The 24,059-nt window shown below is 41.1% G+C and carries 24 protein-coding genes and 1 other annotated feature; of the genes, 3 read left to right on the top strand and 21 right to left on the bottom strand.

Features of this window, described 5'->3' with window-relative positions; all coding sequences use genetic code 11:
• Window positions 1–393: 393 nt before the first annotated feature.
• The 5 genes from ES896_RS07635 to ES896_RS07615 form a co-directional block, all read right to left on the bottom strand.
• Window positions 394–624, bottom strand: coding sequence for a YrhC family protein (locus tag ES896_RS07635; RefSeq protein ID WP_061420905.1), 231 nt, complete (start codon window positions 622–624; stop codon window positions 394–396).
• A gap of 72 nt (window positions 625–696) precedes the next feature.
• A complete protein-coding gene (locus tag ES896_RS07630; protein WP_056705809.1) occupies window positions 697–1,845 on the bottom strand; it encodes a bifunctional cystathionine gamma-lyase/homocysteine desulfhydrase in 1,149 nt (382 codons plus the stop codon).
• Window position 1,846: 1 nt separating this feature from the next.
• Complete coding sequence (locus tag ES896_RS07625) at window positions 1,847–2,770, bottom strand: PLP-dependent cysteine synthase family protein (RefSeq protein ID WP_052320849.1); 924 nt, start codon at window positions 2,768–2,770, stop codon at window positions 1,847–1,849.
• A 46-nt stretch (window positions 2,771–2,816) separates the two neighbouring features.
• Window positions 2,817–3,512 carry a 5'-methylthioadenosine/S-adenosylhomocysteine nucleosidase gene (mtnN, locus tag ES896_RS07620; protein ID WP_019743016.1) on the bottom strand — a complete coding sequence of 232 codons (696 nt, stop codon included), beginning with the start codon at window positions 3,510–3,512 and terminating at the stop codon, window positions 2,817–2,819.
• Between the two features lie 15 nt (window positions 3,513–3,527).
• Window positions 3,528–4,169, bottom strand: a complete 642-nt coding sequence (locus tag ES896_RS07615; protein WP_135226663.1) for a class I SAM-dependent DNA methyltransferase — start codon at window positions 4,167–4,169, stop codon at window positions 3,528–3,530.
• Window positions 4,170–4,356: 187 nt separating this feature from the next.
• Here ES896_RS07615 and ES896_RS07610 point away from each other — a divergent pair, with 187 nt between their 5' ends.
• Window positions 4,357–4,563, top strand: a complete 207-nt coding sequence (locus ES896_RS07610; RefSeq protein ID WP_026050117.1) for a YrzA family protein — start codon at window positions 4,357–4,359, stop codon at window positions 4,561–4,563.
• A 142-nt stretch (window positions 4,564–4,705) separates the two neighbouring features.
• On the opposite strand, the gene ES896_RS07605 is transcribed toward ES896_RS07610, so the two are convergent.
• The 11 genes from ES896_RS07605 to ES896_RS07555 form a co-directional block, all read right to left on the bottom strand.
• Window positions 4,706–5,368 (bottom strand): YrrS family protein, encoded by a 663-nt coding sequence (locus ES896_RS07605; protein WP_007501430.1) that lies wholly within the window; start codon window positions 5,366–5,368, stop codon window positions 4,706–4,708.
• Window positions 5,369–5,435: 67 nt separating this feature from the next.
• Window positions 5,436–7,178, bottom strand: a complete 1,743-nt coding sequence (locus ES896_RS07600) for a peptidoglycan D,D-transpeptidase FtsI family protein (protein WP_135226662.1) — start codon at window positions 7,176–7,178, stop codon at window positions 5,436–5,438.
• Between the two features lie 50 nt (window positions 7,179–7,228).
• The gene (gene greA, locus ES896_RS07595; protein WP_007501433.1) at window positions 7,229–7,702 is read right to left on the bottom strand and encodes a transcription elongation factor GreA; all 474 of its coding nucleotides are present in this window, start codon (window positions 7,700–7,702) and stop codon (window positions 7,229–7,231) included.
• An 848-nt stretch (window positions 7,703–8,550) separates the two neighbouring features.
• Window positions 8,551–9,183: a uridine kinase gene (gene udk, locus ES896_RS07590; RefSeq protein ID WP_007501435.1), complete on the bottom strand. Its 633-nt coding sequence runs from the start codon at window positions 9,181–9,183 to the stop codon at window positions 8,551–8,553.
• Between the two features lie 7 nt (window positions 9,184–9,190).
• Entirely contained in the window at window positions 9,191–10,459 is a 1,269-nt protein-coding gene (locus ES896_RS07585; RefSeq protein ID WP_017358097.1) for a peptidase U32 family protein, read from the bottom strand.
• 20 nt (window positions 10,460–10,479) lie between these two features.
• Window positions 10,480–11,409, bottom strand: a complete 930-nt coding sequence (locus tag ES896_RS07580) for a peptidase U32 family protein (RefSeq protein WP_135226661.1) — start codon at window positions 11,407–11,409, stop codon at window positions 10,480–10,482.
• Window positions 11,406–12,071: an O-methyltransferase gene (locus ES896_RS07575; protein WP_008342672.1), complete on the bottom strand. Its 666-nt coding sequence runs from the start codon at window positions 12,069–12,071 to the stop codon at window positions 11,406–11,408. Before ES896_RS07575 ends, ES896_RS07580 begins: the two co-directional genes overlap by 4 nt.
• Before the next feature lie 213 nt (window positions 12,072–12,284).
• Window positions 12,285–13,367: an endolytic transglycosylase MltG gene (gene mltG, locus ES896_RS07570; RefSeq protein ID WP_025207696.1), complete on the bottom strand. Its 1,083-nt coding sequence runs from the start codon at window positions 13,365–13,367 to the stop codon at window positions 12,285–12,287.
• Between the two features lie 73 nt (window positions 13,368–13,440).
• Entirely contained in the window at window positions 13,441–14,529 is a 1,089-nt protein-coding gene (locus tag ES896_RS07565; RefSeq protein ID WP_135226660.1) for an acetyl-CoA C-acyltransferase, read from the bottom strand.
• The gene (locus tag ES896_RS07560) at window positions 14,517–15,974 is read right to left on the bottom strand and encodes an acyl-CoA synthetase (RefSeq protein WP_167764453.1); all 1,458 of its coding nucleotides are present in this window, start codon (window positions 15,972–15,974) and stop codon (window positions 14,517–14,519) included. Before ES896_RS07560 ends, ES896_RS07565 begins: the two co-directional genes overlap by 13 nt.
• Window positions 15,974–16,540 (bottom strand): biotin transporter BioY, encoded by a 567-nt coding sequence (locus ES896_RS07555; RefSeq protein WP_079920069.1) that lies wholly within the window; start codon window positions 16,538–16,540, stop codon window positions 15,974–15,976. Before ES896_RS07555 ends, ES896_RS07560 begins: the two co-directional genes overlap by 1 nt.
• Window positions 16,541–16,842: 302 nt before the next feature.
• Between ES896_RS07555 and ES896_RS07550 the strand changes: the two genes are divergently transcribed.
• Complete coding sequence (locus tag ES896_RS07550; RefSeq protein WP_135226659.1) at window positions 16,843–17,931, top strand: hypothetical protein; 1,089 nt, start codon at window positions 16,843–16,845, stop codon at window positions 17,929–17,931.
• Between the two features lie 62 nt (window positions 17,932–17,993).
• Here ES896_RS07550 and ES896_RS07545 read toward each other — a convergent pair whose 3' ends face one another.
• The 5 genes from ES896_RS07545 to ES896_RS07525 all read right to left on the bottom strand — a co-directional run bounded on the left by ES896_RS07545 (window position 17,994) and on the right by ES896_RS07525 (window position 23,100).
• Entirely contained in the window at window positions 17,994–18,278 is a 285-nt protein-coding gene (locus tag ES896_RS07545; protein ID WP_017358102.1) for a DUF1292 domain-containing protein, read from the bottom strand.
• Window positions 18,279–18,293: 15 nt separating this feature from the next.
• Entirely contained in the window at window positions 18,294–18,710 is a 417-nt protein-coding gene (ruvX, locus tag ES896_RS07540) for a Holliday junction resolvase RuvX (protein WP_003216519.1), read from the bottom strand.
• 3 nt (window positions 18,711–18,713) lie between these two features.
• Window positions 18,714–18,980 carry an IreB family regulatory phosphoprotein gene (locus tag ES896_RS07535; RefSeq protein ID WP_024718370.1) on the bottom strand — a complete coding sequence of 89 codons (267 nt, stop codon included), beginning with the start codon at window positions 18,978–18,980 and terminating at the stop codon, window positions 18,714–18,716.
• An 89-nt stretch (window positions 18,981–19,069) separates the two neighbouring features.
• Window positions 19,070–21,706 (bottom strand): alanine--tRNA ligase, encoded by a 2,637-nt coding sequence (alaS, locus tag ES896_RS07530; RefSeq protein WP_017358103.1) that lies wholly within the window; start codon window positions 21,704–21,706, stop codon window positions 19,070–19,072.
• 78 nt (window positions 21,707–21,784) lie between these two features.
• Window positions 21,785–21,992: a binding site (T-box leader), on the bottom strand.
• A 43-nt stretch (window positions 21,993–22,035) separates the two neighbouring features.
• Window positions 22,036–23,100 (bottom strand): AI-2E family transporter, encoded by a 1,065-nt coding sequence (locus tag ES896_RS07525; RefSeq protein WP_035701703.1) that lies wholly within the window; start codon window positions 23,098–23,100, stop codon window positions 22,036–22,038.
• 225 nt (window positions 23,101–23,325) lie between these two features.
• Here ES896_RS07525 and ES896_RS07520 point away from each other — a divergent pair, with 225 nt between their 5' ends.
• Window positions 23,326–24,054: an amino acid ABC transporter ATP-binding protein gene (locus ES896_RS07520; RefSeq protein ID WP_007501456.1), complete on the top strand. Its 729-nt coding sequence runs from the start codon at window positions 23,326–23,328 to the stop codon at window positions 24,052–24,054.
• Window positions 24,055–24,059 lie beyond the last annotated feature (5 nt).

Below are 24,059 nucleotides of genomic sequence, written 5' to 3'. Positions count from 1 at the left end.
TTTATCAGTTGACCTGCGGGCACACAAAAATGCAGATCAAAAGACAGTGTCTTCTAACCTGCGATGGATGATACGTGAAATCCTCGTTTACTTAAACAGTTTTGTAGCGTGAACCGTAAAAGGTAAAGGAAGGACACGAGCTCTTCCACAGGCTGATGACATGATGAAATTGGTTGTTGAATTGATCACAAGTAGATACGAATAACATATTCTTCAGCCTCCTTTACGTTTTTAATTACTTTGTAAGTATATCCAGCAAGCACCATTTTGTAAACCTGTTTTTAGTAAATTAGATGATTTTTGTGTGTTTGACTAAATTTCTACAGACATTCTTGTCCGATTATCCAGTGCAATTAAAAAAAGTCTCCTCATCACATGAGGAGACTTTTCGACTTAATCTTCATCTAGTTCTTGCAATTTCTTTTGAAAAAAGATCGCACGTTTCACGCAAAGAAAAGCGGCTAATAGGAAAACACAATCAACTGCCATCATCAGCATTTTTGGTGATGCTTCTATGTGCTGATTTGGTAAAATCGTACCAATATATAAAAAGGTGCTAACAGCAAGCAAAATAAAAGCGTATTGCTTGTAATCTGTCACTAAACCATCCCACTTTTTCTTCACTTGATTCACCTTCCCGTTATCAATGTCTATTGATAGCTTACCATAGTGAGAGAAAGCGAGGGGCATGTAAATCTATCCATTCGTTACTGCGTCGAGCCCTTGTTCAATATCATGTAATAAGTCATCAATATCTTCAATACCGACAGAAATACGGATTAAACCATCTGTGATGCCAAGCTCTTCTCTGCGCTCTTTTGGAATGGATGCATGGGTCATGCGAGCAGGAACAGAGATTAAACTTTCAACCGCCCCAAGGCTTTCTGCGATTGTAAACAATTTCAATTGGCTTAAAAACACGTCGACATTTTCTTCTTTTCCAATATCAAAAGAAATCATTCCGCCAAAGCCTGTTGCTTGAGTTTTTGCAAACTCATGACCTGGGTGAGCGCTTAAACCTGGGTAATAGACACGTGTAATCGCTGGATGCTGTTCTAAAAACTCAGCGATTTTCTGCGCGTTTTGTTGATGTGCTTCCATTCTTAGTCCGAGCGTTTTCATCCCTCGCATTAGAAGCCACGCATCTTGCGGTCCAAGAATACCGCCTGTAGAGTTTTGAACAAAGTGCAGTTCTTCACCAAGCTCTTCAGTAGCTGTCACGACAAGTCCGCCCACCACATCACTATGGCCGCCTAAATATTTTGTGGCACTGTGCAAGACAATGTCAGCCCCATATGAAATCGGCTTTTGAAAATATGGGGTAAAAAACGTATTATCGACAATCATCAAGATGCCAGCTTCTTTTGTGATCCGGCTTATGGCTTGTAGATCGGTCATTTTTAGCAATGGATTGGTTGGTGATTCAATATAGACGGCTTTTGTTTCTGGTAAAATTGCTTTTTTCACCGCTTCAGGATCACTTGTGTCTACAAATGTGGCTTTAATGCCAATCCGGTTGAGCACCTTTGTCATCACACGATAGGTTCCGCCGTACACGTCGTCAGTCAGTACGATATGATCTCCGCTGTTAAACAGCATCATCACGGCTGTAATTGCAGCCATTCCTGAACCGAATGCATAGCCGTTTGCCCCGCCTTCAAGATCACGAACGACTGTTTCCAGTGCTGTTCTTGTTGGATTCGCAGTTCTGGAATATTCATATCCAGTGTGCTCGCCTGCTTTAGGCTGCTTATAGGTGCTGACTTGGTAAATAGGAACAGACACGGCTCCTGTTTTTTCATCACCAGTGATTCCACTATGAATCATCATTGTTTTTGGCTTCATTTTATTTTCCTCCCTCATAAATACCTTTACTTAGATAACGCTCACTGCTATCAGGAAAAATGGTGACGATCACTGTCCCAGGTGATGCCTTTTTCGCTTCCTCTAAAGCGGCAAATAGAGCGGCTCCAGACGAGCTTCCGATCAGAACACCTTCCTTTTCAGCTGCTTCTTTCACCATTCGGAATGCATCATCGTCACTGACGGTATAAATCTCGTCAAATAAAGTCGATTCCATATAATCTGGAATAAATTCAAGGCCAATTCCTTCCGTTCTATGCGGCCCCGGCTTTCCGCCATTTAAAATAGATCCTTCTGGTTCCACGATCACTGTTTTTAGCGCTTCTTTTTGCTCTTTTAAATAGGCAGCACAGCCTTGAAACGTTCCGCCAGAGCCCGCTCCTGCTACAAACACGTCTATGTTACCCTGGAGGTCAGACCATATTTCTGGCCCGAGCGTTTTATAGTAAGTCAATGGATTTACTTGGTTTTTAAATTGTAAGACACAATACGCATTGACAAGGCTTGCCTCTAGTTCAAGGGCCCGATCAATCGCACCCTTCATCCCATCTTTTCTTGGTGTATGAATAATCTCTGCACCAAGCGCCTTCATGAGCTGTTGTTTCTCTTGACTAAAATGTTCTGGTACACAGAAGATCGGATGCAATTGATGTTTTCTTGCACTTAGCGCAAGCCCGATGCCTGTGTTTCCTGCAGTTGCTTCAATAATGGTTCCGCCTGGGCGCAGTTTGCCCGATGCCAGCGCTTCTTTAATCAGCATATCACCTAAGCGATCCTTAATACTTCCGCCTGGGTTCATCATTTCAAGTTTTGCATAAACATCAACACCTGCCGGCACACCCATCCCTGACAGTTTTAAAAGCGGTGTGTGGCCAATTAATTCCGTAATATCATGTATGACAGCCATATAAATCCCTTCCTTTGTATGGAAAAGAAGGGGGAAACCCCTTCTTTTATTGTGTTTGCTTTATCATACGCAGGACAAGGTCTGTTGAGTGAATCGCTGCTTGCTCTAGAAATTGATCAAAAGAGATATTGGATTCTTTCCCAGCAATATCTGACAACGCTCGAACGACCACAAATGGCGTTTCAAATAGATGGCAAACTTGCGCAACTGCAGCTGCCTCCATTTCCACTGCATACAGCTCTGGAAATTTCTCTCTCACAAACGCGACACGACCAGGATCATCCATAAATGAATCTCCTGTTGCAATCGTTCCTTTTGCCACTTGAATATGATCGATTTCTGAAGCAGATTCCTCTGCCAGCTTCACAAGCTGATCATCTGCGATGAAAGCAGCTGGTAATCCTGGCACTTGTCCATATTCGTAATTAAAGATCGTCACGTCCACATCATGATGTCTAACATCAGTAGAGATGACAATATCACCTACATTTAATGAGTGATGGAAACCGCCAGCTGATCCTGTATTGATCACATAATCTGGCTGAAAGCGGTCAAGCAGAAGTGTTGTGCTGACCGCTGCATTTACTTTTCCAATCCCTGATTTTAATAAAATCACTTCTTTATCTTCATAAACACCTGTTGTAAATTCACACCCAGCGATGTTTTCTTGTGTGGCATTCTTTAGTTGGTCTCTTAAAATCGTCACTTCTTCTTCCATTGCACCTATCACTGCGATTTTCAAATCAAAAACATCCTTTCATTCCCTTTTCTTCGCTTCTACGATCCACACAAAATCATTCATTTGATGAAAAGATGTGCTAAAACCTTCTTCTTCAAAGATTTGCTTTAACACACCTATGGATGGATAGTATTCCGTTTCTAAATCCTCTGCAAGCTGATCGAATCCAGCGGCTTTCGCTTTGTTCGTTTCAGCTTGATGTGCTGCTTGATTTTGAAACATTGTATCAGCAAAGACTATTTTACCACCTGAGGGAAGGATGTTGCCATAGGTGTGGATGGCTTGTTTTTTTTCGTCGTCCGTTAAATGATGGAAAGCATATGAACTGACGATCGTATCAGGCTCAAAAGGTGGAGATGGAAACGATAAAAAATCCCCGTCATGAAATACATTTGGTATTCCTTTTTGAAGAGCCGCTTTCTTCATGGCCTCTGAAGGTTCAACGCCAAACACTTTCTTATCTGCTTGAAGCAGTGCCGCCGTTAGGTTTCCTGTGCCGCTTCCAAACTCAATGACATGTTGACCTGCACGGCGAGTAATCTCTTTTAGAATGGCCGGATACCGGCGAAACACTTCTTTATACTGCTCGTCATGACCACTTACAGTGTCATCATAAGATTCAGCCCAATGATCAAATAAAGAAAGAAACTCACGTCCCATTTTTCTTTCCCTCCACTTTATCTATTTATTCCTATCCGTATAGTATGTTTTATTCCGTCGAACAGTTCCTATCCTACCACATCTTCTGATTCTTTCCTACTAAAAAATACTGGGCGGGGTAGAAAAATATTTGCCCTTTTGAATGGGAGAGATTATGATGAATCTAGAGCATGGAGGGATGAATGAAATGGATTTTCAACTGGATTTTTTAAAGGACAAAATTGAATTTTTTGAAGCAACGTCTTTAAAAGAACTTGAACAAAAGATCCAAAAACAAATTGAACATAATCAGGCGATCTTGCTGACTGTTCATTCTGTGAGTCATCAAACGACTGTCATTGATGATAAGATTTTGTATACAGCAGTTGTTCATTTTAAAGCGAATATCTCATAAAAAAAAGATCAGCGTGTAGGCAATCAGGTCTGTGCGCCGGTGCTAGTCCTTCCTAGACTGCAAAGGTTTTCTATCACGCTGAAAAGAAGAAAAAGGCTAAAATGAAGTTCATTTTAGCCTTTTTGCATGCATCTTTTTTATTTTATTTTAATTTTTCAACCTTCACAGGTTTCCAGCCTTTTTCATCCACCCACGTAATTTCTACACGGTAGCGTTCACCTGTTGATTTATCACGGATGGTTCCTTTTGCATCTTGAGGTCCTCCGTTATTTCCTAACCAAATAACAGTCATTTGGTCTTCTGAGATTCCTGTCGCATAGGACATGGCTTTGATCATTTCTTTCCAGTCTTTTGAGTTAGCATCATAGGTTGCTGTATGTGATCCCGATTGCTCTGTTCCTACAGGCTCCCAGTTATCGTTTTCATATGTTTTATCTACGTCACTTGTTTTACCGCCATCTGTTTCTGTGGCATCTTTTAACGCATCTTTGTTTGGCTCTTCTTCATCATCTGTTTTCTTTGTATCGTCTTTTTTGTCAGATGAATCGTCTTTTTTTGCATCCGCATCATCGGATGTATCTTTCTTTTGATCTTTCACATCTTCTTCTGAGTTTTGTTTATTTTCACTCGATGCAGGTGCTGTTTTTGATGGTTCGTTGGCTACATCTTTCGGTGGTCTATTAAAAATTAACAAACTCGATGCGACAACCAAAATAAGCACCACAACGATACCAATTAATATGTTAAGCACCATATTCGCCTTTCTGCGCTTATCACGATGTTCAAATCGAGAATTTCTACTCAAAATCTCTGCACTCCTTTGCCTCTGTTCCCTAAGTCGTTACTATTCTAACATGACATGAAGGGATGTTCTATGTCTGTTTCTTTTCAATTTCATTGACCTTTTTTACAATATCATAAAACGCTTCATTTGTCTTAGCCCGGCCACTTGCCTCGTCAAGGTGAACAACAACCAGAGCGTATTTTGGTTTTTCTGCCGGAAAGTATCCGGCAAACCACTTGTGATAAAGTGGATTCCCCTGTTTATCTTTGCTGCCGGTTTGGGCAGTGCCTGATTTCCCTGCTATATGGAACGGCAGGTCTTGAAATCTTCTTCCTGTTCCTTTGTCAGAGGTCACCACCTGCCTTAAGTACTTTTGCAAGGTTTGAGCTGTATAGCGGTCAATACTGTCACCATCAGGTCGTTTGTTTTGAAAGGATAGCATCGTTGTTCCGTTTTGATACATCACTTTATCTGCAATCCTCACTTCTTTTCGTTCTCCGCCCCTTGCAATCGTTGCCATCATATTGGCAATTTGTAAGGGGGTTGTTTTGACATTTTTTTGACCAATCGCCGTTTGCGCAATGGCTTTTTTGACATGCTTGTCTCTTTTATCTCCCCACACACTGCCTGTTTCTTCACGATCAAACTGTTTGAATTGTTGCTTATGGTATACATCCCCTTCCCAGCCGGCTCGATCCACAAGCCCAAGCTTTGAAGCTGTCTTTTCAAGGCTTTGATCATCTGTTTGGATGAGCTGCTCAGCGAGTGTCGCAAATGTATAATTACAGCTTTGCGCAAAGCTTTCAGACAGATTCAGTACTTCCTGCTTTCCTTCTGGCTCTCCATATAAATTCTTTCGACAATCATACATCGTTTGTGGCTGGTTCAAGTTTTTTTCAATCGCTGCGGCAAGTACGACCGTTTTAAATACAGAACCGGGAGCCATTGCGGTCAACATGTAATTTCTTGCCTCATGCCGGTTTTTGCTGGTCACATTTGGAACACTCGCCATCGCCAGCACACTGCTATTCTGAATGTCGAGCAGAACCGCTCCGCCTTTTTCAACACCTTGCGCTTTGAGAACATTCTCCATTTCCCTCTGCATGTCTTCGTCCATAGTTGTCTGCACTTGCAGCGGATAAAACGAATGAGCTTCTGCTGTATATTTGACGTCCATCCCAAACAAAGGGTTTCCCCTTCCGTCCACATGATATAACAATTTTGTGTCTTGCTCTGGTAATAGAAATTCGTCAAATGTACTTTCCAAACCGAATGTACCGATCTCAGTGCGGATTGAAAGTTCTTTTTTGTCCGGATAACGCTTTCTCAAGAGTTCTGGATTCTCACTTGTGAAGCCTAATGTGTGGAGGGCAAGTCTTTTTTTGTCCTTCTCTTTCATATATACGCCGTAAACACCTGAATATTTCATATCATTGATGTCTTTCAGCTTTTTTTTCGTCATATCATCTTTTAAAATGAGTGGTTTCTTCGTTTCTGTCAGCTGGCTCTTCAATTCATCTTCTTCCATCTCAAGTATAGAAGCGGTTTGCTTTAAGTGAGGGAGGTCATATTGCAGGAATGGAAATATGATGACCGCTGGCTCTTCCTTTGTGAGAAGTGCCTCGCCGTTTCGATCTAAAAATTCGCCGCGTCCGTCTGAAATGACTACTTCTTCTGTCCGCTGCCTGACACTTTCTTGGATCAAATTAATATCAAGTTTTGAAAAAGATTCTGTGAAAAACAACTGAATTTCCGCTAGTCTAAACAGAAGACCGAGCAATAATATAAAAATAATGGCACCTGTCCATTGGATTCTTCTTGTTTTCAGCATAAAAACACCTCGTCCCTATTGTGGACGAGGTGTTCATCGTATAAACGTAATTATGAAATTTTTACAATTTGGACGAACATTTCTCCGCCAGGTGTTTGAACCGTGACTTTGTCGTCTACTTGTTTGCCTAAAAGACTTTTTGCAATTGGTGAATCGTTTGAAATTTTGCCTTCAAACGGATCAGCTTCTGCACTTCCTACAATCGTATAAGACTCTTCTTCACCGTCCGGTAATTCAACGAATGTCACCGTTTTACCGAGTGAAACAATATTTGAGTTACCTTCATCTTCAATAATTTTGGCATTACGAATCATATTATCAAGCGTTGTAATACGACCTTCTACAAACGCTTGCTCTTCTTTAGCAGAATCATATTCCGAGTTTTCAGAGAGGTCTCCAAAACTTCTAGCGATTTTAATACGCTCTACAACCTCTTTACGTTTAACCGTTTTCAAATATTCAAGCTCTTCTTCTAATTTGCGCTTTCCTTCTTCTGTCATTGGAAATACTTTCTCTTGTGCCATGAATCATTCACTCCTTCTATTAATCCTCATCATACAAGCTTTCTGCATGTGAGTGACGACTGAAATATACAAGAATGAGGACATATTCCGGCCCTCATTCCTTCTGTCCCATATTCGTAAAAGTCCATCTTACATGGCGTCCCTTTTAGATGCAACTATTATGCCTTTTTATTAGGCAGGAACAGCAGCGGTCTCATGATGATGTATTATCTTCATCGCACAAACTGTGGAAAGGCACAGGAAGCTCCTGTACCTCGTTCGGCCATTTCGATCATATGTAGAAGAATAGCTTATCCATTCTCCATCTTCCAATACATAATATGGTCAGTGTACGATATGTCTATGCTATATTATTACAAAATTGCATTTTGATCAAGAATTGTTTGAAAATTTGTGATGATTTGTTTGTCATTTTTTTAATATACTTTTACAAAGCAGGAATAACTGAAACTTTCAGCATCCCATCGTGATTTTCCTGTTTTCATTTCGCAGCATTGTTTTCCTATCATATCAAATCTTTTATTCAGGGGGCTGCTTCTTACAATGCTCATCGATGATTTCAGACTAGCCATTACTAAAGTATTGACTACAAGAGCATGATGTTGAAAAGACCTTTACGTCGTAAAGGTCTCAGATTGTTGACAAAGGGCTAAAATGAACTTTATTTTAGCCCTTTGTCTTCTTTTTTCAGCGTGATAGAAAACCTTTGCAGTCTAGGAAGGACGAGTACTGGCGCGGAGCGAATTTGTCATTCGTGAGCACCAGCACGCAGGACTGACAAAGAATGCGAGGGTTTGTCTACACGCTGAGACCTTTACATCGTAAAGGTCTTTGTTCTTCTCCACCATTTACTCTCCGCGGTTTTGAAGAATCGTTTGAATTTTTGTCACCATTAAGTCGATGGCCACATGGTTTTGTCCACCTTCTGGAATGATGATATCCGCGTATCGTTTTGACGGTTCAATGAATTGATTGTGCATCGGTCTGACGACAGATACATATTGTTCAATCACGGAATCAATCGATCTGCCTCTTTCTTTCGTATCACGTAAAATACGGCGAATGATCCGAAGATCTGCATCTGTATCCACATACAGTTTAATATCCATTAAGTTTCTTAGACGTTCATTTTCAAGAGCAAAGATTCCTTCAACGATGATGACATCTTTGGGCTCAACATGTACCGTCTCTTCTGAACGTGTGTTTAGTTTAAAATCATAAATTGGTTTTTCAATGGACTCGTACTTTAGCAGCGCTTCTACATGCTCAATCATCAGGTCATTGTCAAATGCAAGCGGATGATCATAATTGGTCAGCAGGCGCTCTTCAAATGGCATATGACTTTGATTTTTATAATATAAATCTTGCTGAAGCATGAGGATTGAATGTCCTTTAAATTTTTCGTAAATGGAATTGGTGACGCTCGTTTTACCTGAACCCGAGCCGCCAGCGATTCCAATCACCACTGGTTTTTTCCCCATGTGCCGGTTATTTCCCCTTTCTCATCATGTTGCTAGGGTATACTTTTTGATCAAGCTTAAATTTCACAATTTGCAGTGGATGACGAGCGGCATCGAGTTCGTTCCCTTTTTCGTCCCAAATCGTCTCAATCTTGCATGTGAAATTTTCGATTTCTGGACCGAAAAATTCAACTTCGTCGCCAGCTTTAAAGAAATTACGCTGCTGTAATGTGACAATTTGTTCTTGTTCATCATAATGAAGCACAAGTCCGACGAAATCAAAGGTCGTTTTCTTTCCGTGAATGCCAAACATTTGTTCATCCGTTCCTGGTACACCTTCAAAAAAGGCAGGAGCCGTGTCACGGTTGGCACATTTGTCTAATTCATCGAGCCATTCTTGTTGAATGACGAAATTGTCTGGATCAGCACAGTAAGCATCAATGACTTTACGATAGACACTGACAACTGTTGCTACATAATGAATGGACTTCATTCGTCCTTCAATCTTTAAGCTGTCAATTCCCATTTCGATCATTTGCGGTATGGATTCGATTAATTTTAAATCTTTTGGACTCATCGCAAATGGTGCATCTTCTTCACCGAATAAAGGCGCTTCCTCAGAGCCTTCTAGTTTATAAAGATCATAATCCCAGCGGCAAGATTGGCAGCAGCCTCCGCGGTTTGAATCTCTCGCTGTCATATGGTTACTGAGCACGCAGCGGCCAGAATAAGCAATACACATCGCCCCGTGAATGAACGTTTCGATTTCAATATCCACTTTTTCTTTCATTTCTTTAATCTCTAGAGCGCTTGTTTCACGTGCAAGGACCACACGCTCAAGCCCTTCTTCCTTCCAAAACTGCACAGCTTTCCAATTTGAAAGAGATTGCTGTGTGCTCAAGTGAACTTCAAGTTTTGGAGCTACTCGTTTGCATGTTTCGATGATGAGTGGATCAGCGACAATAATTCCCGCTACACCCGCTCCTTCAATCCCTTGAAGATATTCTTCCAGCCCGTCCATGTTTTCGTTGTGGGCGAAAATATTCGTTGTCACATAAATGCGAGCACCGTATTTGTTCGCAAATGCGACACCTTCTGCCATTTCTTCGATTGAAAAGTTATCTGCATTTGAACGAAGTCCAAATTCTTTCCCACCAATAAAAACAGCGTCTGCTCCATAATGCACAGCAATTTTTAGTTTTTCTAAGTTTCCTGCTGGCGCTAGCAGTTCTGGTTTTTTTGTAATGACACGTTTTCCATCGATCACTTCAGAAATTCCATCTTTTAAAAGTGCCATTTCCTCTGCCTCCTTTTATCTTAATAAACCGTTTCTTTAAAGAAAAATCCTGTATCGATTGAGCGGTTGACAGGCTGGATCTGTTCAATACGCTCCAGCCATTCATCTTTCTGATCTTCATAGGCTTCCTTATCAGTCACTAGTAAATCAATGGCTTTTCGATAGAGGGATGTCACCTCTGTCATATAAGAAAGTGACTTTAAAATTCCGTCAATTTTAAATGAGTCAATGCCTGCGTCGACAAATTCTTCTAATTCATCAATCATACATACATCATTTGGACTCATAATGTGAGTGCCATTTTCATCCTCAAAAATAGGATATTTGTTTTGACGCTCCTGGTCGTGAAGGAATAGACCTTCTTCCATATTTCTTCCTTCCACGTCCATTTGTTTGCCTTGATATTCAAAATAGTTGCCAACAAGTGTCCGTTTCGATTGGAACATACAGGTCATGCCGTGGACTTGAATTTCAATCTCCACTTCAGCGTTTTCTTTGATATCAATCACGCTATCCATATTGAGTTCTTTGGCAAGAACAGCACGTGTTGCGCCTTTTCTGCCCCAGTAGTTACAAGTGTAATAGTTTGTCCCAGTTGTTTCTGTACTCCAGTGCAGATTCAGGTTGACACCTGTTTCTTTTGCGGCCATGATCACTGCCGGATCTCCAAAAACGACACCATCCACGTTTAACCCATCGAGAAAGGTTAAATAATCTCCAAGCAGTGCCACACGGTCATTATGAAAAATCGCATTCATGGCGACATATACTTTTTTGTGATGTGCATGTGCGAGTTGAACCGTTTGTTTCACATCTTCTCTTGAAAACTCACCTGCAAGACGGATTCCATATGTTTGTTCACCTATTAAAAATGCGTCAGCACCCGCTTCAATGAGCGGCAGTACATCCGACACCTTGCTTGGCGTCACAAGCAATTCTGGTTTTTTCATGATTGGTCACCTCTTTTTGTACTAATAGCGATCCCATCTCCAACCGGAATGATACACGTTTGGTAGTCAGGATTTGACATCAGCCATTGATTGTATCGATCAATTTTGCCTATTAATTGTTTTTTTCGTTTATCTTCAATTTCTTCTTCATAATTTGTCGCAACTAAGCCTTTAAATAATACGTTGTCTGTAATAATCATTCCGTCATCGGACAGCATCGGTTCAAACAGCTCAAAAAAGCGTTGATACTGGCCTTTTGCCGCATCAATGAAGATCACATCATAGGGCGCCATCGTCTGAACCGTTTTAGCTGATTCGATCGCATCGCCAAAAAACACGTGAATTCTATCTTTGAAATGTAATTCTTCAATATTCCGTGTCGCTTCCTCATAACGTTTTGCATTTCGCTCAATCGTATAGATTTCAGCATCTGGCAGAGCTTCTGCCATTCGAATCGCTGAATAGCCAATCGCTGTCCCAACCTCAAGAATCTTCTTCGGTTTTTTCAAAGAAAGCAGCTGCAATAACAGTTCAATGCTCACCTTTTCCATGATTGGCACATGATGCTCTTTCGCATACTCCTCTAATTGAGCGATGGCATCAGGACTCGGCTCAATTAAATCTTCAATATAATCATTTATTTGATCATCTTCGATTGTCATTATATGTCTAGCTCCTTCATGACCTGAAAAAGAAGAGTCCTGCCTGCTGCAGCTCTCTTTCTCGTCAATCTTTCGTTCATCTAAGTAAAAACAACCCGATATATTTTACCACAAAGATGTGGTAATTGCGAACCTATAAAATGGATATAACAACGAAAAAAAACTGCAGGCAATTTCACCATTGTCTACAGTCTTTTTCCTCTCACATGGGCGTTAGTTGCTGCCTGTGATGTATTTCGCTTTCGCTTTGTTGTGCTCATTTAACGTTTTCGTAAAGACGACTTCGCCATTTTTCTTTGCTAGGAAGTAAACAAAATCTGTTTTCTCTGGATGGAGTGCTGCTTTCCAAGAAGATTCTCCAGCATTGGCAATAGGTCCAGGCGGCAGCCCTTTGTTTGTATACGTATTATATGGTGATTTTACTTTTAAATCTTTGTAATAAACACGGGATTTATGCTCGCCAAGCGCATAAAGAACGGTTGGATCTGTTTGAAGCGGCATATCCTTTTTCAACCGGTTATAAAACACACTTGATATTTTTGACCGGTCTGTTTTTTCAGTTGCTTCCATTTCTATCAGGGATGCCATCGTTAGGACATCATGGATGGACATCTTTCTCTTTTTCATGTCCTTTTCATACGTTTTTACATATTGATCTGTTTGTTTAATCATTGTGTCAATGATGGTTTCAAGTGATTCATCCTCACGATAAAACGGATACGTCGCCGGGAATAAATATCCCTCTAACGGATGCTTGACCTGTTTCCCGTTCACTTGTGATGTCACCGTTTTCGGGTATTTTTTCATCAATTTTTTAATAAAGGCTGGATCATCCAGCTTCGCTTCAACTTCCTTCGCTGAAAAATTCGTCTGGTTTGCGATAATAGCTGCAATATCAGACAACTGTTTCCCTTCAGGTATCACAAGCTGAAATGCGTAATCTGTCCCGCCAGATGTCAGCTTTTGAATCAGCTGATCCGCATCCATTGTTTGTTTGAGATGAAAATAGCCCGCTTTAAAGCCTGATGCTTTTTTGTACTTTGCATAGTAAGTGAAAATCGTGTCATTTGAAATCAGCTCATTTTCTTTTAAAATGCTCGCAATTCCACTGACAGATGTCCCATTTGGAATATGAATATTAATGGTTTGTTTGCTTTTTTGATCGACCGGCCCGAGTGCTGATTTTACATATAAAAAACCTGATAATGCTGCAATGATGATCACAGCAAGTACAGATAACAGGACGATCCCCATTTTTCGTTTAAAAAATGGTCGTTTCTTTTGTTCTGAAAACATGCATGGCCCTCCTCACATCTAGCTTTTATAGTACATGATTCGACGGAGTTCGGCAATTACTTGCTCATGCATGTCATGACAGAACTTGCCATAGTGTGGCTAAACCGACACCGCCTCCACTTCCAATTGCAGCCATGACATAGCTTCCATTCGGTAGGGCGCGGGCTTCGTAAAACAGTCTCACCATCATAGCAGCTCCCGAGGCGCTATATGGATGCCCAAGACAAAGCGCACCGCCTCTTTTATTGATACTGTCATAAGGAATACCTAGTGTCCGGGCAATGAGCACTACTTTGAGCGCAAACGCTTCATTGATTTCAAAAAGTGCAACATCTTCTATCTTCACCTGTTCTTTATGTAAAAGTTTCTTGATTGCATCAATTGGTGAAGCAGCAGGATAATGCGGGTCTATAGCGGTCACGGCACTCCCGATATACCGCAGCATAGGGCTGAAGCCTTTTGCCTCCGCTTCCGCTCTTTCCATCACAACGACGGCAGCTGCACCATCTGCTTCTTTACAGCTATTGGTCACAGTCACAGTACCTTTGCCTGGTAAAAAGACAGGTTTTGCCCGCTTTATCAAGCTTGCAATCGGTCTTATTTTAGCTGCCGCTTCATCTGTACTCATCCCGCTAATCGGAACAATTTCTTCTGAATACGTTCCTTGCTTGAATGCGGTTATACTTCGTTCCCAGCTTAAAAGTGCATAGTCATCTTGCTCTTGTCTCGCAACTGAAAATCTCGACGCCGTCAGCTCTGCCGCTTCCCCCATATGAGGGTCCCCTATCCACTCTGGAGAAAAGCGGGCCCTTTCTTTCATTGGTGACCGAGAAATGCTTTCCGTTCCACCAGCGATATACATTGATCCCTCCCCCGACTGAATCATGATGCACGCCGTTCTAATGGCTTCAAGACCGGAAGCACACTGCCTATCAATGGTCATACCCGGAATATGTAAAGAAAGCCCTGCTTCTAACGAGGACAGACGGGCAATGTTGCCACCACCCCCGACGACATTGCCTAAAATGATGTCATCTGGCTTGGTCACGTTTGAAAAATGCTGGATCAAGGGCGCGGCTAGATGCTCTGGCTGGTAATCCTTCAACATTCCATTTTTCTCACCGAAGGGCGTCCGCTTCGCTTGTACGATCACGGCTTGCATGATAATTGTTCCTCCGCCCACTTTTTCATACTGGCACGAGCGATTTTCCCTCCTGATGTTTCGATCATTTTGTCCGTGACGAGCCATTTTTTTGGTACTTTGTATGCCGCTAATGTTTCTTTTACAGCTTGCCGAATGGTTTTTGTTTGCTGTACATTCTCAATAATGGCAACAGGGATTTCGCCCCAATATGGATCAGGAAGTCCAATCACGATTGACCGATTCACCTCTGGCTGTTCATTCAGCACACGCTCAATTTCCTCTGGAAAAATATTCAGTCCCCCATAGACAATCATGCCATTCTCTCGGCCGCTCATATACAAGTAACCATCTTCGTCGAGCCACCCCATGTCATATACGGTCAGCCACTCTTCGGGCGGCTTTTCATCTTGTAAATAGCCTGAAAAAGACATTGGGCTTTTCACATAAATTCTCCCTATTTCATTTGACTTGCAAACGGTTTGATCTGCCCTCCTGACTTCAACCTGAATAGAAGGAAAAGGTTTTCCGACAGAAGTAGGTTTTTGCAGAAAGTCATCAGAAGATAAATAGGAAACAAAACTCAATTCTGATGTTCCATAAAAATCAAAAAATGTGATGTGAGGATAGCGGTTGACGAGCTGTTTTTTTGAAGAGTTTCCCCAATCTGCACCAGAAGACAGGACAAGAAGCGGATTCTTTCCGAAAGCATCCATTTGCAGTAACGATTCTGTCATGGTCGGAACCGTATAAATAGCCGTGATGTCTCCTCTTTCTAAGATGTTTTTTGCTTTCTCTGGCACAAATTTTTCTAACAATGTCACGGTGCCCCCGAAATAAAGTGTGCTGATCGCGCCGTATAAAAAATGAGAGGATAAAAGTGTGCCCAAAATCAGTACATGATCTTGATGTGTGATCCCAAAGACGGATGTTGTCATTTGAAAGCTCTCGATCCATGACTGCTGGCGTCTTATAAAGGCTTTTGGCGATCCCGTTGATCCTGAAGTAAATCCCATATAAAAAGCAGGATCTTCCTCCGGTTCACCTTTGTTCGATTGAACGTTTATGCTGAGGCTGATTCTTTCTTTCCATTCAGATAAAGAGAGCACTGGCATGTCCAGCTTGTACTTTTCAATCCTTTTGATATATCGATCTTCCACAATGACAAGGTCCGCGTCGCTTAATAAGAGCTTTTCTGCGCATTCCTTGTCACTCCACCGCGGATCAAGAGGCACCGCTGTCCATCCTGCAGAAGCTGCGCCAGCAAATAGTTGGAGAAACGGAACACCATTTGATACTAAAAAAGCGACTCTTTTTTGCTGATGAGGCGTTTCTTTTAACCATTGTGCAGATGACTGCACACGCTCATGCCAATCTTCATAAGTGATCTTCTCTTTTTCATCTATGATCGCCATCTGACCTGGCTTCACTTTTGCATGAGCTGCATAGCTTTCCGTCATTCTCATCAAACTGCTCGCCTCCCTCTATGTAAGTCCCTTTTTCGATATGACATCGCTTGAATGATTTTCACCGTGAAGACGGCACATATCCCTGCTTTGATCAGATCACCCGGTAAATAAATGACGCTGAACAGAGCTGCTTGCGTGATCTTTATATGCATCATCACAGCTTGAAAGGGAATTCCGCTTATATATAATATCCCGATACTGCATACCGCATAGATCAAAAATAGTCGTAAGGCCGTCACTTTCTTCAGCCGGTTCAGCCACAGGCTGATCATAAAGGCAGCCACTGGATAAGCAAGTAAAAAACCACCGCTTGGCCCAAAAAAGACCCCTATTCCGCCTCTCCCTCCAGATAAAAGAGGTGCGCCTGCTGCCACTATTAGAAGAAACAGAAGTAAACTAATCAGCGCTTGCTTTGGTTTTAACAGCCCTCCAGCAAGCAAAAGACCTGCGGTTTGTAAGGTGATTGGTACAGGTGTAAACGCAAGAAAAATAGGCGGAATCAATCCTAACATCCCAATAACTGCTGTCATTAATGCCATTTGCATCATATCGTGAATTTTCAATTTTCATACCCCTCACTCGATTCATTGTTAAAAATAGAGTAAAAGGTACAGTTCATTATGTCAACTTAAAATAATTTAAAGTTGACATAATGAACGTAAAAAAGAATTAACTTAATATAAAACTTTAATTCCTCTAGGCTTGAAATTGAATGTCGGCATTAACATCATGTCTTTAAATTAAACTTAAATTAACTGTAGATCTATTTATTTCCTGATTAACTAAATGCTATTATTTTCTTGATAAGGATATATTTCATTAATACCTATATCTTAGTGAAAGTACATACTGGAGGAAACACATTTTGCGTAAAATCTTTTATATTTTAATGATACTAATTGGTTCAGTAACTCTTTTATATCTAGGCGGATGTAGTCAAAAAAAGACCGTTTCAGAAGATCATAAAATAGAGTTTAAAATTGAGGACAAAGAATTTGGTCATACAACTATGCTCAACTATCTTGTGACAAACTCTGTTTCAGCCATTGGAGATCGTTTATTTTTAAGTGTAGATGACCATAGTCCTTCAAAGATGGCAAATAAAGTAGTTGAATTTAATAGAAAGACACAGAAAAGCAACATACTATTTACAACCACTTTCGAGCGTTCTTCCATTCAAGGTTTAAAAGCTAATAAAGACTGGGTCGTTTGGATTGACAGTGATGAATTAGGCGGACAGATGAATTATTACGTCATGAATTTGAGCACACAAGAGATAGAGTCGATCAAAAAGAATAACACTTCGGAGACATTAAGTGACACTCTTGAATTAACAGGTCATCGTGCAGTGTGGATATCTCATGATGAAGAAAAGGATGCTACTCACATTTATATGAAAGATCTCAAAAAAAAGCAGACAAAAAAGCTCTTTAAACTAGACTCAATGAATAACGCCCATCTCTCTGTTCACAATGATAAGCTTCTCTTTTTTAATAAAGACAATGGAAAGCAGCAAGCATACCTTTACAATCTGACTACTGAGTCTCTTAAAAAAATCCCATTAAATCAAAGTTTAATCAATAATAGTCAACTCATTAACGACCATCAATTTGTTTACGAGAAGGCTTTTACTGACTCGGAAGGAACAATCAATAAAAGCCAATTAATCTTTTATGACATAAACACAAAACAATCTAAACTAATTAAGAACACTGACTCGGGTATCGGATCGATCGTGATTGATGATCATAATCGATTTTTCGTCGAAACAGATGAACCTAAAAAGAGTGGTTACACGATACTTAAAGAGAAGAACGATTCCATCAAAAAAATTGGTTCCCTAAAGAAAGAAAATCATTTTCATTTAACATTTGATCATGGTCTTTATTTACTTAACTTTCAAAATGCACAACGAAATAATCAAAAGTTAATCATCACTTCAAAGCTTCCATAAATAATAAAAGGCCTGTGATCATGCAGATAACTCCCATCTGCTTCACAGGCCTTTTATTCGTTCTATTCTTCTTCGTCTTCTTGATCTAAGAACGTATTTAACGTTTCTTCAATCATGTCCCACTCTTCATCCGTTTCAATTGGCTCTAATTCGCCATCTTCACCGTCTTCGTTTGGCGTGAAGCTTGATGCATGAATTTCAATTTCTTCGTTATCTTGTTCAGAAATTGGGTAGTAAAGAACATATGATTTGTTAAAATGGTCGCTTTCAAAAGTAAATAGTACTTCGCAAAGCTGCTCATTTCCATTATCATCAACGATTGTAATTTGCTTTTCTCCGTGTTCCATTTGATTCACCTCATTTTAATTTAAGCTGTCTAAGTACCCTTGAAGGATCATAACAGCCGCCATTTTATCAATGACTTTTTTACGCTTTTGTCTGCTCACATCTGCAGAGATGAGCATTTTTTCTGCTGCCATCGTTGACAGACGCTCGTCCCAAAGCACAACAGGAACATTGTACGTGTTTTCTAACACTTTCGCAAATGATTGGCTGGCCTCGCCTCTTGGACCGACCGTACCGTTCATATTTTTTGGAAAACCAAGGACAATTTTATCCGTTCCATATTGCGAGACGATCTCAGACAGGCGGCTGAGACCAAAGTCTCCGCCTGCTTCATCAATTTTAATGGTTTCAATCCCTTGAGCTGTCCATCCCATTTCATCACTGATTGCCACACCAAGGGTTTTCGTGCCTAAATCTAAGCCTAAAATTCTCATGTTTTACGCCTCTTTATGTGTCTCTAAGTACGATTTAACCAATTCCTCAATTAATTCGTCTCGTTCTAGTTTACGAATTAGGTTGCGTGCATCCTGATGTCTTGGAATATAAGCAGGGTCGCCTGACAGCAAGTATCCGACAATTTGATTGATCGGGTTGTATCCTTTTTCTTGGAGTGCGTCATAAACTGTTATGAGCACTTCATTCACATTGGTTTCAGCTGAATCATCAGAGAAGTTAAACTTCATTGTCTTATCAAATGAACTCACTGCTTCTTGCACCTCTCTTCCAACATTCTACTAGCAAGCTTTTTTCTAACCGCTCATCTAATACCATTATTCTACACTACATTGACTGATTATAAAACGGATTTGACAGATTCTTCGACAGTTGCCAGTGCTTCTTCAAGCTTTTCTGGCTGTTTCCCGCCTGCTTGTGCCATATCTGGGCGTCCGCCTCCGCCTCCGCCGCAAATTTCAGCTGCCTGCTTCACAAGTTTTCCTGCATGAAGACCTTTTTCAATGACGTCTTTTGTCACACCGGCTGAAATGTTGACTTTTCCATTTTGAACGGCACCAAGTACGATGACAGCTGAACCTAATTTCGCTTTTAAGTCATCAACCATCGTTCTTAAATGGTTCATGTCTTTGGCGTTTACTTTTTCAGTTAACACGTTCACTCCGCCAACTTCGATGACTTTTTCTAAAATAGAGCCAGCTTCTGCTTGACTTAATTTCGCAAGAAGTGATTCGTTTTCTCTTTGAACTTCTTTTAAATCAGCCTGCAAGGAAGCGATGCGTTTTGGTACATCTTTTGTATTTGATTTCAGTTCATTAGCTGCCTTTTCTAAAATCGCAAGCTGATCATTTAATTCTTCATAAGCACCTTTACCTGTTACAGCCTCAATACGGCGTGTTCCAGCACCAATACCCGATTCAGATGCAATTTTAAACAATCCGATCTCCGCAGTGTTTTGAACGTGACAGCCTCCGCATAACTCGATGCTGTAATCACCCACTTGTACCACACGGACAATATCGCCATACTTCTCGCCAAACAGCGCCATTGCGCCCATTTCTTTTGCTTCAGCAATTGGTTTCAGGTCAATGGCAACCGAAATGCCTTCCCAAATCTTTTCGTTGACGATTTTTTCAATTTGTGACAATTCTTCTTTCGTTACTTGTCCAAAGTGAGAAAAGTCAAAGCGAAGTCTGTTTTCATTCACAAGTGAACCCGCTTGGTTAACGTGGCTGCCCAATACATCTTTTAGCGCTTGGTGCAAAAGATGTGTCGCTGTGTGATTTTTCACAATGCCTTTTCGAAGCGCTGATTCGACTTCTGCAGTGACTTCAATGCCTTTTTGAACCGTACCACTTACGACGACTCCTTCGTGGACATGCTGGCCGTTTGGCGCCTTTTTCACATCTTTGATATCAATGATCGCTTCGGCACTTTTTAACGTTCCTTTATCCGCCACTTGTCCGCCGCTTTCCGCATAGAAAGGTGTTTCATCTAATAAAATTTGCACCGTTTCCCCTTCGTGTGCTTCTGTGACAATTTCACCGTTTTGAAGCAATTCGATAATACGAGCATCTGCAGTTAAATTTTCGTAGCCAACAAACGTACTTTCTGCTTTTATATCGCCTAAAGCCCCGCCTTGAACCTGCATACTGCCCACATCTTGTCTGGCATTTCTTGCACGTTCACGCTGCTTCTCCATTTCTAGCTGGAAGCCTTCACGATCGACTGTCATGTTCTCATCTTCAGCATATTCTTCTGTGAGTTCGACCGGGAATCCATATGTGTCATAAAGCTTAAACACATCTTTACCGGAAATTTGTGAGCTGCCATTGTCTCGTTCTTTTTTGATCACTTCTGATAAAATGGCTAACCCTTCATTCAGTGTCTCATGGAAACGCTCTTCTTCATTTTTGATCACTTTTGCAATAAATTCTTCTTTTGCTTGAACATCTGGATAGAAATCCTTCATGATCTCCGCAACAACTGGAACTAGATCATACATGAATGGACGGTGGATATGGATCGTTTTTGCATAACGCACAGCACGGCGCAGCAAACGTCTTAACACATAACCTCGGCCTTCATTAGAAGGAAGTGCTCCGTCACTGACGGCAAAGGCAACAGTACGAATATGGTCAGCAATGACTTTAAATGCTGTGTCTTTTTCTTTTGACTCCCCATAGCTTTCTCCAGAAATCGTTTCTACTGCACGAATAATCGGCATGAACAGGTCTGTATCAAAGTTCGTCGGTACGTTTTGAATCACAGAGACCATACGCTCAAGACCCATTCCTGTATCAATGTTTTTCTTCGGAAGCGGTGTATATGTACCATCTGGATTATGGTTAAATTCAGAAAAAACAAGATTCCATACTTCTAGATAACGTTCATTTTCTCCGCCTGGATATAATTCAGGGTCGTTCATGTCGTTGCCATATGCTTCGCCGCGATCATAGAAAATTTCTGTATTCGGACCACTTGGCCCCTCGCCAATATCCCAGAAGTTGCCCTCTAGACGAATAATTCGTTCCTCAGGGACACCCATTTTATCTCTCCAAAGAACATATGCTTCTTCATCCTCTGGATGTACCGTTACAGATAACAGATTCGGATCAAAGCCAATCCACTCGTCACTTGTGAGGAATTCCCAAGCCCATTCGATTGCCTCTTCTTTGAAATAGTCTCCAATAGAGAAGTTGCCCAGCATTTCAAAAAACGTATGATGGCGTGCTGTTTTCCCTACATTTTCAATGTCATTTGTACGAATTGATTTTTGTGCGTTGCAAATACGTGGATTCTCAGGCACGACGCGGCCATCGAAGTATTTCTTTAATGTTGCCACCCCGCTGTTAATCCATAAAAGTGTTGGATCGTCATGCGGTACGAGGGACGCACTCGGTTCGACAGCATGTCCTTTTTCTTTAAAAAAATCTAAAAACATTTGACGTACTTGAGCTGAAGTTAAAGTTTTCATCATAAATCCTCCCTTTTTATTCTCAATCTTCACACAAACGAAAAAACATCCCGCCCTATGCAAGCAAAAAACTACTTACACAGGGACGAGATGCTCTCGCGGTACCACCCTGATTATAGACATATGCGTCTATCACCTTCACATCCGATAACGCCGGAAGAGAGCGGCAGTGTTTATCTGCACTCGGGACTAGCTTCCGTTAAAGGTCTGATAAGGCTTTTCTCAGCAAACAAAGCCTCTCTCTGCAACAGCTTTTTAACGTACTCGGGTCCGTCATTGAATTCAATATGTATGAATCGAAATTATTATAGACAACTCGGCTCGTCTTGTCAATGAACGCTTCGTCTCATGTGAATATATTGCACAATAATGACCCTCATAATGGCTGCGGACGGTACGGCTAAAATCATTCCAATCAAGCCAAACAGCTCACCTCCAGCGAGTAACACCAGCATGATCACGACAGGATGCATATGCAGGCTTCTCCCGACAATGATCGGACTCAGTACATTGCTTTCTAAAAATTGAAGCACGGCTACTGTAATTAGCACAATGATCACTGACTTCACTGAGATGGTAAAAGCGATAAAGACAGCTGGGATCGCTCCAATAATCGGGCCAAAATACGGAATGACATTCGTTGCACCGATTAACATACCTAGTACAAGCGGATATGGAATATGAAACAGCCAAAGAACAATGGCAGCAGCTCCCCCAATTAAAGAACAGACAAGCAATTGCCCTCTAATATAATCCCCAAGTGAGTCATCCACTGCTTTCACAAAGGCATGTCCCCTTTTTCGAAAGCTTGGCGGGGTTAAATACCATGCTGCCCGCTTCATCGTGTTCATATCTTTCACCATATAAAAGACAAGAAAAGGAATAAGTGCAGCAACTAAGGCGTAATCAAGCAATACTTTACAGCTTAGAATCATCCGCTCTGCCCCATTTGCGGCATACGTTTCAGATTGGACAATAAAACGATCCAGCCGTTCATGCAGTCCATCAGGCCAGTGGCTTGTATGACGATGAACATGTGATAAAGCACCATTATACGTTTCGGCAAGCATGGGAATTTGCTCCGACAATTCATTTAACTGAGCGATTAAAACCGGTACCCCTTTATACACAGCCAAACCAATGCCGCCAAAAAACAGCACATATATTAATAAAAGACTGACCGTCCTTGGCAAACCTCGCTTATGTAGTCTTTCAACAATTGGATAAAGAAGATAAGAAATAAAAATAGCGATAAGAAGCGGGATCAAAACCGCTTTGAGCAATAAAAAAATAGGCATCCATAACTCGTCGAGCTGAACCAAAATGAGTAAAGACGCAAGGACAAGCAGTACACCTGCAGCATATATTAGAAACTCGATCGGACGTTTCTTCACCTTTTTCACCTCTCTTCTTATTGTTTAACCAACTTCTGCAATTATCCATGTAAATAAAATTTGTCCTAACTTTGTTAAAAATGAATACACATGAAACATACGGCTCCATCCAAAGTCACTGTTTGCTGTAAAAATCTCGTTAGAAAATATTCCATTATTTTCTTATTTTCGCCTCATTTATGCTAGAATCCGCTTTAGCTCAATCATTAGAAGAGGAGGTTCTTCATGATCACATTCGAAGAAGTCAACAAGCATTACGGCCAGTTCCATGTACTTAAGGACATTAACCTACATATTCAAAAAGGTGAGGTTGTTGTGATCATCGGTCCTTCAGGATCTGGAAAAAGCACGATGCTCAGGTGTATCAATCGTCTTGAAAGCATTGATGAAGGAAAAGTCCTTGTCAATCAAGTGTCTGTTCAGCATCCGAAAACCAACATCAATCTCATCAGGCAAAATATCGGGATGGTGTTTCAGCACTTCCATCTTTATCCGCATAAGACGGTGCTTGAAAACATTATGCTTGCGCCGATGAAGGTTAAAAAAGTGAGCAAAGAAGAAGCAAAGGAAACAGCTGAATTTTATTTAAATAAAGTTGGCATTCCTGAAAAAGCAGACACCTACCCTTCTAGACTCTCAGGAGGACAGCAGCAGCGTGTGGCAATCGCAAGGGGACTTGCAATGAAACCTGAGGTCATGCTTTTCGATGAACCAACATCAGCTCTTGATCCAGAGATGATCGGTGAGGTGCTAGATGTGATGAAACAGCTGGCAAGGGAAGGAATGACAATGGTCGTTGTCACGCACGAGATGGGGTTTGCCCGTGAAGTCGCAGACCGTATTGTGTTTATTGATGAAGGAAGAATTCTTGAAGAATCTACACCAGCTGCCTTTTATGAAAAACCGCGCGAGAAACGCGCTCAGCTCTTTTTAAGCCGTATTTTAAATCACTAGGGGGA

The organism is Bacillus sp. 005/A4HT-01/001, from assembly GCF_004634445.1.
GTDB lineage: Bacteria > Bacillota > Bacilli > Bacillales > Bacillaceae > Bacillus > Bacillus altitudinis.
The sequence above is the reverse complement of the archived record's forward strand: the minus strand, read 5'-3'. Positions and strand labels throughout refer to the sequence as shown.